Raw genomic sequence first — 14071 nt, forward strand, 5'->3', positions numbered from 1 at the left:
ATCCGATATTACAAATTATGTAACATAAAATTCACTTAAAACACAAACTGGCACCCATCTACATCAAAAAATTAATGAGCCATCATATTGGCAAATAATTCCTGATGGCTCAATTTATATATTGTTTAAATTAATAAATTTTACACTTTAACCTGCTTTAAAGACCTTTTCATTTGTAAAATTGTCCGCCATTGTAATACAGCAGAAACAGCAAATAATGCAATCATAAAAGGGCATTCATACAATTCTTCCAGCATATCATCATAAACCGGATTAAATAAAATAAATTGAGCAATCCAGCGACCACGCTCAATAGCATCCGCCAGTAAAAAACCGGCTGCAGCCAAAAGAAAATTCCATACAGGAAACGGCTGATGATAATAATATCTGATTCCTGCACGCAGCCGTGGCCATAATAACATTAAAACCAACCCTAAAATCAGTACAGCAGCGATACCATGATATACCGTATGTGAATACCCTGGAAAGGTTTGCCTGCCCCAGTTCTGATCACGCCCCAGCAATACCAGCCACCATAGCGATGCCCAGAACCAGAAAGCTTTTTCTTTGCCTTTTAAACCACCGCATAAAGTTGACAATAAAGTAAATCCAAAACAAAACAGCAGAAATAATGTTTGGGTATTTTCTACATAAGATACCCAGTCTGGATTAATGTGTAATTGCTGAGCAAAAGGAACTGCCAGTATCATTAGTAACAAAACCGTACTGGATTTGGACCAGTGCCAATCAAAATTCATATTCATGCTCATTAAATTAACTTGTTAATGTAGTTAATATTATATCTAATATTACTCATTCTTACCTGAATTATATTAATGTATGATTTTATATTAACCTGCTCATTTTTTTAATCCGTCTTTATATACATATTCTGTAATACAATTAACTGATAGACTTTTAGTTAAATACTTTAAACGGTCAATTTACACATGAATACCCTGCATTTAAAAGCCTCTGCCTGCCATCCAGCCAGTATAAATTTACCCGGCTCTAAAAGTATCAGTAATCGCACGCTGCTGCTGGCTGCATTATCGGATAATATTAGTGAAATCTACGATATACTGGATTCGGATGATACCCGTTATATGCTTAAAGCATTAACAACTCTGGGGGTAAAGCTTGAATATTTACCTGCCGGAAGTGTTAATTCCGGCTTGAATATCAGAATATATGGTTGTCACGGCAAGTTCCCTCAGCAAAAAGCTGATTTATTTCTTGGCAATGCTGGTACTGCATTTAGGCCATTAACTGCTGTATTGGCGATAATAGGAGGAGAGTATTATTTACACGGGGTAAATCGTATGCACGAACGTCCTATCGGTGATCTGGTTGATGCGCTACGAGTGACTGGTGCTACTATTGAGTATAAAGGACAAAATGGCTTCCCCCCCCTACAAATTCAAGATAACCGGCAACAAAATAATTTTCATATTAGCGTCAAAGGTAATGTATCCAGCCAGTTTTTAACTGCTTTGCTTATCGCCCTACCCTTAACAGGAAAAGCTTATACTATTGAAGTAGTTGGAGAATTAATATCCAAACCCTATATCGCAATAACTTTGAATCTGCTCAAACAATTTGGAGTTAACGTTGAGCATGATCATTTCCAGACATTCAGACTGGCAGCAGGACAGCACTATCATGCTCCGGCACAAATTTATGTTGAAGGTGATGCTTCCAGTGCATCCTATTTTCTTGCCGCTGGTTTAATTTCAGGCAATCCTGTCCGGGTAAATGGCATTGATGCCCATAGTATTCAGGGTGATATAGCTTTTGTAAATGAACTTGAGAAAATTGGCGCATCTGTACAATGGGGTGAACAGTTTATTGAAATATCCCGTGTTTTGAATCAGTACATCAAACCATTTGATATTGATGCCAATAATATCCCTGATGCTGCAATGACACTGGCTATTATCGCTCTTGCCAGCAAAGGTACCTGTCACATTCGCAATATTGCCAGCTGGCGTGTTAAAGAAACTGATCGTATTAATGCCATGAGTTGCGAATTACGTAAATTAGGCGCCAAAGTAGTTGCAACAAATGACAGTATCAGCATTACACCACCAGCAAAACTACATTCAGATATTCATATCAGCACATATGATGATCATAGAATGGCTATGTGCTTTTCACTCATTAGCTTACTTGGCACGCCTGTCTATATTGATGATCCGCAGTGTGTCAACAAGACCTTTCCTGAATATTTTCAGGTTTTTACCAGTATGTGCACACCTCTTTAAAATCATAACTTTACTTAGTCTGTTTTCCATTTACTCAAGTTTCAGTTCAATATTGATATAATTTATTTTTTTATTCACTCATGTTACAGACAGACCAATTATCAGGCGCACAGCCACAACGTGTCATCAGTCCGCAAGCAGCTTCAACCCAGGAAGAGTTGCTGGAACGCGCTCTGCGTCCACGGGCATTATCAGATTATATAGGCCAGCATAAAGCCAAAGAGCAGCTCTCGATATTTATTCAGGCAGCAAAAATACGCCGTGAAGCTCTGGATCATACTCTATTGTTCGGTCCTCCTGGGCTTGGCAAAACTACTCTTGCACACATTATCGCTCATGAACTTGGTGTGAATTTACGTCAGACATCCGGGCCTGTGCTTGAGCGTGCCGGAGATCTGGCGGCACTGCTTACTAACCTTGAGCCGCATGATGTGCTTTTTATTGATGAAATTCATCGACTTAATCCGGTAGTAGAAGAAATTTTGTATCCGGCACTTGAAGACTATCAGCTGGATATTATGATCGGTGAAGGGCCGGCTGCTCGCTCAGTTAAAATTGATCTTCCACCATTTACCCTGGTCGGAGCAACTACCCGCGCTGGTATGTTAACCAATCCATTACGAGACCGTTTTGGTATAGTTTCACGGCTGGAATTTTATAATAATGCAGATTTAACTACGATTGTGGGCCGTTCTGCCCAACTTTTACAGCTCAAAATTGATAATACCGGTGCTGCTGAAATAGCCAGACGCAGCCGCGGCACACCTCGTATTGCTAATCGGCTGTTACGACGTGTACGTGATTATGCTGAGGTAAAACATCAGGGAGAAATCAATGCTGTTACAGCGGATGCAGCTTTAAAAATGCTGGATATAGACCAGTCCGGACTGGATGTTATGGACTGCAAATACCTGGAAGCCATTTTATACAAATTTTCAGGCGGGCCTGTAGGCCTGGATAATATTGCCGCAGCAATTGGTGAATCAACTGATACAATAGAAGATGTTATTGAACCTTATTTAATTCAGCAGGGTTTTTTACAGCGTACTCCACGGGGACGTTTGGCTACTGAGTTAAGCTACAGTCATTTTGGTTTACCAGCGCCCGGCGCTAAAATTTAATAACCACCTTTGTATATTGCTATATCTTTGAAAATCAATAAAATCCAAATGCGGCTTATACTTATTACAGAATTAAAGAAGGAAAACTAATGAACTCCAGACAGATAGATGCCGGCATTTTCAAAGCCTATGATATCCGCGGTATTGTAGATGTTTCACTGAATAAAGACACCGCAGAACTGATTGGCCAGGCTATTGGCACAATAGCGATCAGCAAAGGAGTAGATCAGATTGCAATTGGGCGGGATGGACGTCTTTCGGGTCCTGTTCTGGCAACAAGCCTGATTCAGGGCATCACAGCCTGTGGCATTAATGTAATCGACATTGGTATGGTTGCCACACCAATGCTGTATTTTGCTGCTATTGAACACTGTCATGGCAGCGGTATCATGATTACAGGCAGCCATAACCCGCCTGACTACAATGGTTTTAAAATGATGCTGGCCGGAACTACTCTGGCTGGTGATGACATTCAGGCTTTACGTAAAATTATTGAATCCGGTGAACTTGCCGCCACATCTGAACATCCCGGTAGCGTTGTTACATTAGCTATCGCTTCTGAATATATTAGTTATATAACTAATCAGATTCGACTGCAGCGACCAATGAAAATTGTTATAGATGCCGGAAACGGTGTGGCAGGTGCTTATGCCGGTGATTTATATCGCGCTCTTGGTTGCGAAGTACAGGAATTATTTTGTGAGGTAGATGGTAATTTTCCCAATCATCATCCTGATCCGGCTAAACCGGCCAATTTGCAGGATTTAATACAGGCACTGCAAAACAACGATGCAGAAATCGGGCTGGCGTTTGATGGCGACGGCGATCGTCTGGGAGTAGTTACCAAAGATGGTCAGATTATTTATCCGGACCGACAATTAATGCTTTTCGCAGCAGATGTACTGACACGTAACCCGCAAGCAAAAATTATTTATGATGTAAAATCCACCAGATTATTAAAACCATGGATTGAACAGCATGGCGGTGAAGCCATTATGAGCAAAACTGGCCACAGCTTTATCAAAGCAGCAATCAAAGAACACAATGCACTATTAGCCGGTGAAATGAGTGGTCATGTATTCTTCAAAGAACGCTGGTTAGGCTTTGACGACGGATTATATGCCGGTGCACGTATGTTGGAAATTTTATCCAAACATGAAAATCCTTCTGCTGTTTTGAATGATCTACCTGAAGGCGTTTCTACTCCAGAACTGAATATTGCTGTTCCGGCCGGACAATCCGGACATGAAATTATTTCCAGTCTGGCACAGAATGCGCATTTTGATAATGAAATTGAACGCATCAGCATTGATGGCCTTAGAGTGGAATTTAAAGACGGATTCGGGCTGATGAGAGCTTCCAATACAACACCAGTGCTGGTATTACGCTTTGAAGCTGATAATCAGCAGGCTTTAGATAATATTATTGCTCAGTTTAAAACAGTAATTTCTCAGAACCCCGATTTAAACTGGAATTAAATCCTTATAATCTTTTTGATTGTTACGATATTAAAACGGCTACTTAAAGTAGCCGTTTTTTTAAACTTTAATACTGATGATCACATATCAATTGATAGATTATTTTTTGGCTTTACTACCTGTTTCACGAACAAACATTGTCACGATAAATGCCAGGATCAAACCACCAACAAAAACATAGTCTGCAGTCTGGAAAACTTTCAAATTCAGCTGACCTTCTGCTGTTGTCAAATGTTCAATCAGTTTATTAAACAGATTGGTCATAATTGCGCTGATTACGAATACGAAAAAGTTAATCACACCAGTAGCTGTACCTTTAACTTCATCAGGATTTACTTCCTTAATCATAGTATAAGGAATCATAGCCGCACCGGAAGCAATACCGAATAACAAGCCCATTAAAAAAGGCGGCATAACATCAGGCAGGTAAACAATAAAACCACCAGTAATGCCCATTGCAATAAGGCTACCCATCACAACGGGTTTACGGCGACCAATTACATCAGATAAATAACCTAATATCGGACAGCCAATTACCCAGCCTAGCGGCACCATTGCCAAACGTAAGGCTACATCATTTTTAACAACCAGTCCGTCCTGTAAAAACTGATTTCCCCATGCAATATTACCGACATTGGTAGGCAGAAACATCATGGCGCCAATGAAAGCACAAATGTAAGACTGTGGATTTTTCAATACCACAATATAAGGATGGCTTAAACCACTCCAGTCAATTTTACCCTCACGAGTACGTGGTGTAGAAAACACTGAACCAAAGAAAACCACAACCAGTATACCAGCAGCTACCATCCAGAACATCTGCCATGTCAGCACCTGATTTTTAATAATCGGCGATACAACAGCTTGTCCCATAAATCCGCCAAGCATACCGAAACACTGAGTCATACCGACAGCAGTTGCCAGCCATTTTTTCGGAAAACCACGTGTGGCCAGAAATACTGCGCTGGTAAAAGCCAGTCCGGAACCTGCACCTTGCAGGAATCGACCGAATTGAGCAGTAATAACTGTTCCTGAACAGAACAATACGCAACCAATAGCAACTAAAATAATACCCAACGAGGCAGTAAAACGCGGCCCGATACGATCAAGCATTACACCTGATACAAGCGCAAAGAAAGCATATGAATAAAAATACAGACCGATAATGCCAGCCATTTCAACTTTAGAAATATGCAAAGTGCCTATAATTTCAGCCTGCATAATACTAGGAGCCGAGCGTAATGCATATTGTACAAAATAAAAAATGGCGCAAATAAACCAAGCAATAACAAATGTTTTATTCAGTACATTGGATTGATCAGCATTTGGCGGAGAAACTGACATATTGGATTTATGATTCATAGCGTACTCGCTTTCGTTTAATTCCGAATGAAATATCACAAAATCATTCTAACAAAACCCATGATACGTACACAATAAAGTTAGTAAATACTTAAGATTAAATATAATTAGTTTAAATTACATTATTTTAAACAATAAAATTAAACATTAATCCAAATTTATTCATATTTAAAAAATATTGTGCTTCTAAAATGCCAATTTAATAAAATATTCCACTCTTTTTTACAAATATAACCTTATTTGACTAATTTTCTAACTTTAAGTTTACGCCATATTACAATTAGTATATAAATTATATCACCATAATTAATTTTTGTTTTAACTTAATTAAAAAAGCTAATTTAATCTTAGAATCACTCTAAAATATTAATACATAAATATTAATTGCATATATTTTATAATTAATTGTTTTTTATATAAAATACATTAACTATTTTTAGTAATATAAAATTAATGCTTCCAAAAAATTAAACTAAAGTTTTTAGGCTTATATAACGTTTAATCAGTTTGAAAGCATTAATTAATTTTCAATCAAATATTAAATTGAAGCATTAACAAATGCTTCCAATTGTCCTTTATTTAAAGCTCCAACTTTAGTAGCAACATTAGCACCATCTTTAAATATCATTAAAGTAGGTATCCCGCGAACATTGAATTTACTTGGGGTTTCTTGGTTTTCATCTACATTGAGTTTTACAATTTTCAGCTTACCCTGGTAAGCCTGAGCCAGATCTTCCAAAATTGGTGCAATCATTTTGCACGGCCCGCACCAGGGAGCCCAGAAATCCAGTAATACCGGTACTTCTGCCTGTAAAACTTCCTTTTCAAAATTACCATCACCTACATGAACAATTAAATCGCTACTCATTATGATTTCCTTTATTATCGGGTTTCTTTATATAAAATATAGCTAATCAGCCATCAATGCAATAGTAAACAAAACTCACTCATCACTTGATAGTTCAGACAATCAATTCATCAATGACTAGTAGCATTTAAATACATTATTTCAAGAGATTAAATAGTTATCTTGCTTAATGCATTGACTAAATCAGCTTTTAAATCGGCAGCATGTTCAAGCCCTACAGATAAACGTATTAATCCAGGCTGAATTCCAGCTTCCAGCTTGGCTTCCGGAGGCATACGGCCATGTGTAGTCGTCCATGGATGAGTGACAGTTGATTTAACATCGCCCAAATTTCCGGTTTTACTAAACAGAGTTAACATGTCAATTACCTGCCAGGCAGCTTTTTCACCACCTTTGACCTCAAAAGCTACAACAATTCCGCCACCTTGCTGTTGCTTTTGCACCAGTGATTTCTGCGGGTGATTAGACAGACCAGTATAATGTACTGTTATTACCTGTGGTTGCGTCGAAAGAAACTGAGCTACTTCCAGCGCATTAGCACACTGCTTTTCCATGCGGATATACAAAGTCTCCAAACCACTTAGGAGTATCCATGCATTAAAAGGTGACAACACTTCGCCGGTAGTACGGACATGTAAAAAAATTTCGTTTACCAATGCAGCACTGCCGCAGATAACTCCCCCCATTACACGCCCATGACCATCAATCGCTTTGGTAGCAGACTCTACTGATAAATCTGCCCCCAGTCGCAGCGGCTGTTGCAAAGCCGGCGATAGAAAACTGTTATCAACAACCAGTATAGCCTGATTATCATGTGCAATTTCTGCAAGTTTAGTGATATCAGCCAGTTCATTCAGCGGATTAGACGGCGTTTCAACAAAAAGCATTCTGGTATTAGGGCGGATAGCAGCCTGCCATTCAGTAATATCAGTCTGACTCACCAGTGTCACTTCAATCCCAAAACGTGGCAAAATATTATTCAGTAATCCAATCGTAGTACCAAACAAACTTTTACTGGCTACCAAATGATCGCCAGCTTTTAACAGAGCAAGAAAAGTAGCATTGATTGCTGCCATTCCTGTAGACGTTGCCAGACCAGCCTCTCCCTGTTCGAGCTGAGCTACCCTTGCCTGAAAAGCCGCAACAGTTGGATTATTAGTACGTGTATAAGTATAACCTTGTGTAGAACCGGCAAATAAAGATGCACCAGTTTCTGCATTTTCAAACATAAAACTACTGGTCAGAAACAGTGCAGAATTGTGTTCATTGAAAGGAGTTTGTTCCTTAGCACCCCGGATGGCGATAGTTTCAGGATGCAATTGTAAAGTAGACATGATTGTTTAATTTATCTATAAATATTGAGTAAAGAATTGTGCCGCTTTTTTTATAATTGTGCAAATAACCGGCTTTTATAAATTAAGAATATAGTATTCTTTATTTCAAGCCCCATACATCAAGCAAATAGCAGTGCCTCAGTGTATGTTTATCATGCATTTTGATAATTTATATATTTTGGAAAAAATAATTGAAAATAAGGATAAAAAATGTATTTTGTCATTTCACCAGCAAAAAAATTAAATGAATCAGTAGAGATTCCTACCAAAAAGTATACGCAAGCTAAACTTTTGGATCAGGCACAACAACTAATGCCATTACTACAACAACTGGCTCCCCACGAAATTGCTACTCTTATGAGTATCTCCGATAAACTCGCTTTACAAAATGCCGAACGCTACCATAACTGGCACCCCCCTTTTACATCTGAAAATGCCAAACAGGCTGTATATCTCTTTAATGGTGACGTTTATGAAGGCTTGGATGCTCTGCATTTATCTGAATCTGCGTTAGATTATTTGCAACAACATATGTCTATCCTGTCAGGTTTATATGGTGTTCTTAAACCTTTAGATTTAATTCAGCCCTACCGTTTAGAAATGAGTATTAAACTTAAAAATGCTCGCAGCAAAGATTTATATACTTTCTGGGGAGACATCATTACCAACACCATTGAACAGAATATACAGTCAGGAGAGTATAAAGTACTTATTAATCTGGCGTCACAAGAATATTTCAAAGCAATAAATACTAAAAAAATATCTGTACCTGTTATTGCACCTGTTTTTAAAGATCAGAAAAATGGTAAATATAAAATTATCAGCTTTTATGCCAAGCGTGCGCGAGGTTTGTTTATGCGCTTTGCAGCAGAAAATCAGCTAACAGATCCGGAACAGTTAAAAGAATTCGATTATGATGGCTATTATTATGATAAAGCTTCATCCAGTGAATCAGAGTGGGTATTCCTGCGTGATGAAAACAGCCATCACTAAATTTAATCAAAAATAAAATGAACGATTTAACCAGAAATTTGCTGTTTGCTTATACAAAACACTTGGCAAATCCGTATTAATCGTCTATTATGCGCATCTTCAAAGACGGAAGCGTGGCAGAGCGGTTTAATGCAACGGTCTTGAAAACCGTCGAGGGTTGATAGCCCTCCGTGAGTTCGAATCTCACCGCTTCCGCCAGATCATTAGAACTGATTGTCTACTAAAAATTATTAATTTGTACTAATTTTTAGTGGACAATTTTTTATCAACACGTATATTCAATACGCATATAATAAAATCTAACCCTAAATTTCAGGTCGAATATTAAGCATCAATTACGCAAAATAACAACACTGGCAGTTTGTAAAATAACTAAGCTAGGACTTCATAATGATGGTGCATACCAGATACGGTTTTGTAACATGGTACAGACATCGCGGGTATTAAAAACTTTTGAAAAAGAATGTTTGCAAAATACTTCAAATCGCTGTTTCATTAAACAGCACTTCATATTGATTAGAGTCCCTTGAAAAATGTTTTTGAGGTGCTTAAGAGCATTTCTCTTCTCTTAACTGATAAAAATATAAAACAGATAATGCCATCACTTTTTGAAAAAAGAATTTTACATGTAAAATTTTTTGCAAAAAATTAACAAAGAATAAAACGCTGTAGCAACACAAATAGTCAGAATATATTTTAGGTTGTTAGTGCACAATAGACTAAGAACTATACAGATATTTTATCCCGGAAAAGAGTCGCTTCGAGTTACATATAAAGCAACTGATACAGATTTCTTCACAAAAAAATAGATAGAAATTTTTGAATAAACATTTGTGCTAAAAGTGACCATGCTATCTGTCTACTCATATTCACTGTAGTTTAGTTTTATTATCTATAAAATGTAACCAAGACCAATTTCTATTTATGCCTTTTTAGGAAGTGTATTGCACTTAAATAAGCCTACCTATACTAAAAAAATTACAGCATGAATAAAATTTTTGATACTAGCTACTACTATGTACAAACAAGTTAATTTATAAAAATACTATCACAAAACGTGCATATGCTGGCAGGAAATAATTAATTCATATGTTCATCAAAAAAAATAAGTGGTATATTTAAAAATTTTATTTAGTGTTTAAATTATACTCTGGCATAGCAATGACATCTAAGAGTTTTTCAGAAATAGCCAATTTTATCTGGTCAGTAGCAGATATATTAAGAGGTGATTTTAAGCAATCACAGTATGGACGTATCATTTTACCTTTTACACTTTTACGTCGGCTAGAATGTGTCCTAGAACCAAGTAAAAAGCAAATTCTAGAGCATTATCAACAAGTAAAATCGCAAAACCTCCCTGAGGAAAGCCTCATAAATATATTGCAATTAGTTTCAAATCTGTCTTTTTACAATCTATCCCCAATGAACCTGTCTAAATTAGGTTATAAGGATATTAGGACTAATTTAAACAGCTATATTCAAAGCTTTTCTAAAAATGCCCGTGAAATTTTCACACATTTTAAATTTGAAGAGCATATTTCTTCACTGCAAAGTGCAAACTTACTCTACAAAGTAGTAGAAAAATTTGCCCATACTGACCTTAGCCCCGAGGCCGTTTCCAACTATGAAATGGGGTTGGTATTTGAAGAATTAATCCGCCGTTTTGCAGAAAACTCCAATGAAACAGCGGGAGAACACTTTACCCCAAGAGATATTGTGGAGCTGGTCGCAAGTTTAGTTGTTATAGACAAAAATGACGTCCTTTCTTCCAGTGGAAAAATTGTTTATATTTATGACCCAACGGCAGGGACAGGAGGATTTTTATCCTCTGCTATGGAAACACTACATGCAATGAATAGTGAAATAGTTCCTGTGGCATTCGGCCAAGAACTTAATCCTGAATCTTATGCGATCTGCAAAGCAGATATGCTGATTAAGGGGCAAGACCCTGAGAGAATTAAATTAGGCAATACTCTTACTAATGATAAGCTTCGCTGTGAGCAATTCGAATTTATGCTTTCTAATCCACCCTTTGGCGTGGACTGGAAAAAAGATGAAGATATTGTCAAGACAGAGCATCTAGTTCAGGGCTACAACGGACGTTTTGGTGCTGGGCTACCTCGTGTTTCTGATGGATCTCTGCTATTCTTATTGCATATGCTCAGTAAAATGAAAGATGTTGATGATGGAGGCAGCCGTATTGGTATTATCTTAAATGGTTCTCCGCTATTTACAGGCTCAGCTGGCAGTGGTGAAAGCGAAATACGTCGCCATATTTTAGAAAATGATTTACTTGAGGCCATCATAGCACTCCCTAATGATATGTTTTATAACACAGGTATCGCTACCTATATCTGGATACTGACCAATAATAAAAATACAGCGCGTAAAGGTAAAGTACAACTGATTAATGCAGTTAACCTCTTCGATAAGATGCGCAAATCATTAGGTTCAAAGCGTAACTATCTTACCGAAGAACATGCTGCTACCGTTATTCAAACCTTTGGGCAATTTAGTGAAGCCTCACAAACTGATCCGACAACAAACCAGCCATTAAGCAAAGTTTTTGAACCCTATCAATTTGGTTATCGGCGAATTACGATTGAAAGACCTCTGCGCTTGGCGTGTCAATTTACTGGAGAAAATATAGAAAAGCTCCGTTACTCCAATAAAGCAAACTATACTGAAGCTATGCAGATGATATATCATGATTATGGTCATCAATGGACAGCAGAAACCTATGGTGAGCTCAACGACTTTGAGGCAGATATTCGAGCCCGTCTGAAACAAGAACAGAGCAAACTCAAAGAAAAAGATATTAAAGAAATCTTAAATGCTAAATTATGGCTTGCTCAAAAAGCCCTTATGGAAAAAGCAAAACAACTGCAACAACAGTTAGGCACGGAGGTTTTTAATGATTTTAATACCTTTGAACCTGTCTTGAAAAAAACAGCTAAAGCCGAAAGTATAGAGTTTGATAAAAACGAATACAAACAGCTGATTGAAGCCATTAGCTGGAAAGAGCCTAAGGCTGAACCTATTATCAAAAAATCACTTAAAACTCATAAATCTAACCCACTTTATGGCGAATGGAGCTACCAAGGTAAAATAGTGACTTTTGAAACAGACAGCGAATTGCGTGATTACGAAAATATCCTGCTTAATCCTAAAATTCCAACCAAGCAACTGGTAGAAGACTACTTTACGCAAGAAGTAGCCCCTCATGTGCCTGATGCTTGGATTGATGCAGGAAAAAAAGACCATAAAGATCATGAGATTGGCATAGTTGGTTATGAAATACCCTTTAACCGTCATTTCTATATCTACCAGCCACCCAGACCTTTAGAGGAAATCGATGCGGAGCTAGATCAGCTAACCAGCGAAATTATGCAGCTATTACGAGAGGTGCATAGCTGATGATGGAGAAATATAAGACTTATTCGAGATATAAAGATTCTGAAGATGAAAGGTTAAGCTACATTCCCCAAAGTTGGGACAGAAAAAAGTTAAAGTTTTTAGCTAAAATCAAAAACGGGCAGGATTATAAATCCATTGAGGTAGATACTGGTTATCCCGTTTTAGGTTCGGGAGGGCAGTTTACCGCTTCAAGCAAATATTTATATGATAGACCGTCTGTATTATTAGGGCGTAAGGGAACTGTTGATAAGCCTATCTATATAGATGAACCTTTCTGGACTGTAGATACTATGTATTACACAGAAATAAAAAATGAAATTCCTGAAAAATTTTTTTATTATCTTTGTCTTACCATACCATTCGGGAAATACATAACTAGTACTGCTTTACCAAGCATGACTCAAGAAAACTTGAGTAATAATATCTTTTATATTCCTATAAATTATGAAGAAAAACAAAACATAGCAAATTTTCTTGACTATGAAACCTCCAAAATGGACATGTTGATAGAAAAACAGCAACAACTTATCAAGTTATTAGAAGAAAAGCGCCAGGCAGTGATTAGTCATGCTGTGACTAAAGGTTTAAATCCTAATGTGTCTATGAAAGATTCTGGTGTGGAGTGGTTAGGTGAAATCCCTGAATATTGGGAGATTTATCGTTTAAAAACAATCACTACTCTTAAAACCTCAAAAAGTTGTTTTAAGAATAACTTAATTGCTTTAGAGAATATAGAAAGTTGGTCAGGAAAATATGTTAAAACTGAAAACGATTATTCTGGTGATGGTATAGCTTTTAAAGCTGGAGACATTCTTTTCGGAAAGTTAAGACCGTATTTAGCTAAAGTATATATTGCAGAGAGCGATGGGGAAGCTATTGGTGATTTCTTTGTCTTAAGAACTAAACCCAAAGTAATAAGTAGATTTCTACAACTTTGCTTACTTACTCAGGAAGTAATATTTATTATTAATGGTTCAACTTTTGGAGCAAAAATGCCTAGAGTAAGTTGGGAGTTTATGGGAAACCTATCTTTTGTAATACCTCCACTAAAGGAGCAAGAAGAAATCATATCTTACTTAAAAGCAGAAATAAGTAAACTAGATCTATTAATTGAAAAAGCTAATCAAACCATTATTCTTCTAAAAGAACGCCGAACCGCCTTAATTTCCGCTGCTGTTACAGGTAAAATAGATGTGCGTGACTGGCAGGCTCCTACAATAACGGTCTAAACTCA

The 14071-nt window shown here is 37.3% G+C and carries 10 protein-coding genes and 1 tRNA gene; 7 read left to right on the plus strand and 4 right to left on the minus strand.

Features of this window, described 5'->3' with window-relative positions:
• Positions 1–140 precede the first annotated feature (140 nt).
• Positions 141–758: a hypothetical protein gene (locus GY065_RS06260; RefSeq protein ID WP_174833473.1), complete on the minus strand. Its 618-nt coding sequence runs from the start codon at positions 756–758 to the stop codon at positions 141–143.
• 192 nt (positions 759–950) lie between these two features.
• Here GY065_RS06260 and aroA point away from each other — a divergent pair, with 192 nt between their 5' ends.
• The 3 genes from aroA (at position 951) to GY065_RS06275 (ending at position 4863) form a co-directional block, all read left to right on the plus strand.
• Positions 951–2264, plus strand: coding sequence for a 3-phosphoshikimate 1-carboxyvinyltransferase (aroA, locus tag GY065_RS06265; protein WP_174833474.1), 1314 nt, complete (start codon positions 951–953; stop codon positions 2262–2264).
• Positions 2265–2344: 80 nt separating this feature from the next.
• Positions 2345–3385: a Holliday junction branch migration DNA helicase RuvB gene (ruvB, locus tag GY065_RS06270; RefSeq protein WP_174833475.1), complete on the plus strand. Its 1041-nt coding sequence runs from the start codon at positions 2345–2347 to the stop codon at positions 3383–3385.
• A gap of 89 nt (positions 3386–3474) precedes the next feature.
• Positions 3475–4863: a phosphomannomutase/phosphoglucomutase gene (locus GY065_RS06275; protein WP_174833476.1), complete on the plus strand. Its 1389-nt coding sequence runs from the start codon at positions 3475–3477 to the stop codon at positions 4861–4863.
• 99 nt (positions 4864–4962) lie between these two features.
• Here the strand turns inward: GY065_RS06275 and GY065_RS06280 are convergent, their stop codons facing one another.
• The 3 genes from GY065_RS06280 to GY065_RS06290 form a co-directional block, all read right to left on the minus strand.
• Positions 4963–6225, minus strand: coding sequence for an MFS transporter (locus tag GY065_RS06280; RefSeq protein WP_174833477.1), 1263 nt, complete (start codon positions 6223–6225; stop codon positions 4963–4965).
• Positions 6226–6763: 538 nt separating this feature from the next.
• Complete coding sequence (gene trxA / locus GY065_RS06285; protein WP_100116569.1) at positions 6764–7093, minus strand: thioredoxin TrxA; 330 nt, start codon at positions 7091–7093, stop codon at positions 6764–6766.
• Between the two features lie 149 nt (positions 7094–7242).
• Complete coding sequence (locus GY065_RS06290; RefSeq protein WP_174833478.1) at positions 7243–8427, minus strand: O-succinylhomoserine sulfhydrylase; 1185 nt, start codon at positions 8425–8427, stop codon at positions 7243–7245.
• 210 nt (positions 8428–8637) lie between these two features.
• Between GY065_RS06290 and yaaA the strand changes: the two genes are divergently transcribed.
• The 4 genes from yaaA to GY065_RS06310 all read left to right on the plus strand — a co-directional run bounded on the left by yaaA (position 8638) and on the right by GY065_RS06310 (position 14066).
• The gene (gene yaaA / locus GY065_RS06295) at positions 8638–9420 is read left to right on the plus strand and encodes a peroxide stress protein YaaA (RefSeq protein ID WP_174833479.1); all 783 of its coding nucleotides are present in this window, start codon (positions 8638–8640) and stop codon (positions 9418–9420) included.
• A 107-nt stretch (positions 9421–9527) separates the two neighbouring features.
• Positions 9528–9618: transfer RNA gene (locus GY065_RS06300), tRNA-Ser, on the plus strand.
• A 963-nt stretch (positions 9619–10581) separates the two neighbouring features.
• On the plus strand, positions 10582–12837 hold the full coding sequence (locus GY065_RS06305) for a class I SAM-dependent DNA methyltransferase (protein ID WP_174833480.1): 2256 nt from the start codon (positions 10582–10584) through the stop codon (positions 12835–12837).
• The gene (locus GY065_RS06310) at positions 12837–14066 is read left to right on the plus strand and encodes a restriction endonuclease subunit S (RefSeq protein WP_202984041.1); all 1230 of its coding nucleotides are present in this window, start codon (positions 12837–12839) and stop codon (positions 14064–14066) included. The genes GY065_RS06305 and GY065_RS06310 overlap by 1 nt, the downstream gene beginning before the upstream one ends.
• The last annotated feature ends 5 nt before the right edge of the window (positions 14067–14071 follow it).

This window comes from Snodgrassella sp. ESL0323 (assembly GCF_013346865.1).
In the GTDB taxonomy this organism is placed as follows: Bacteria; Pseudomonadota; Gammaproteobacteria; order Burkholderiales; family Neisseriaceae; genus Snodgrassella; species Snodgrassella alvi.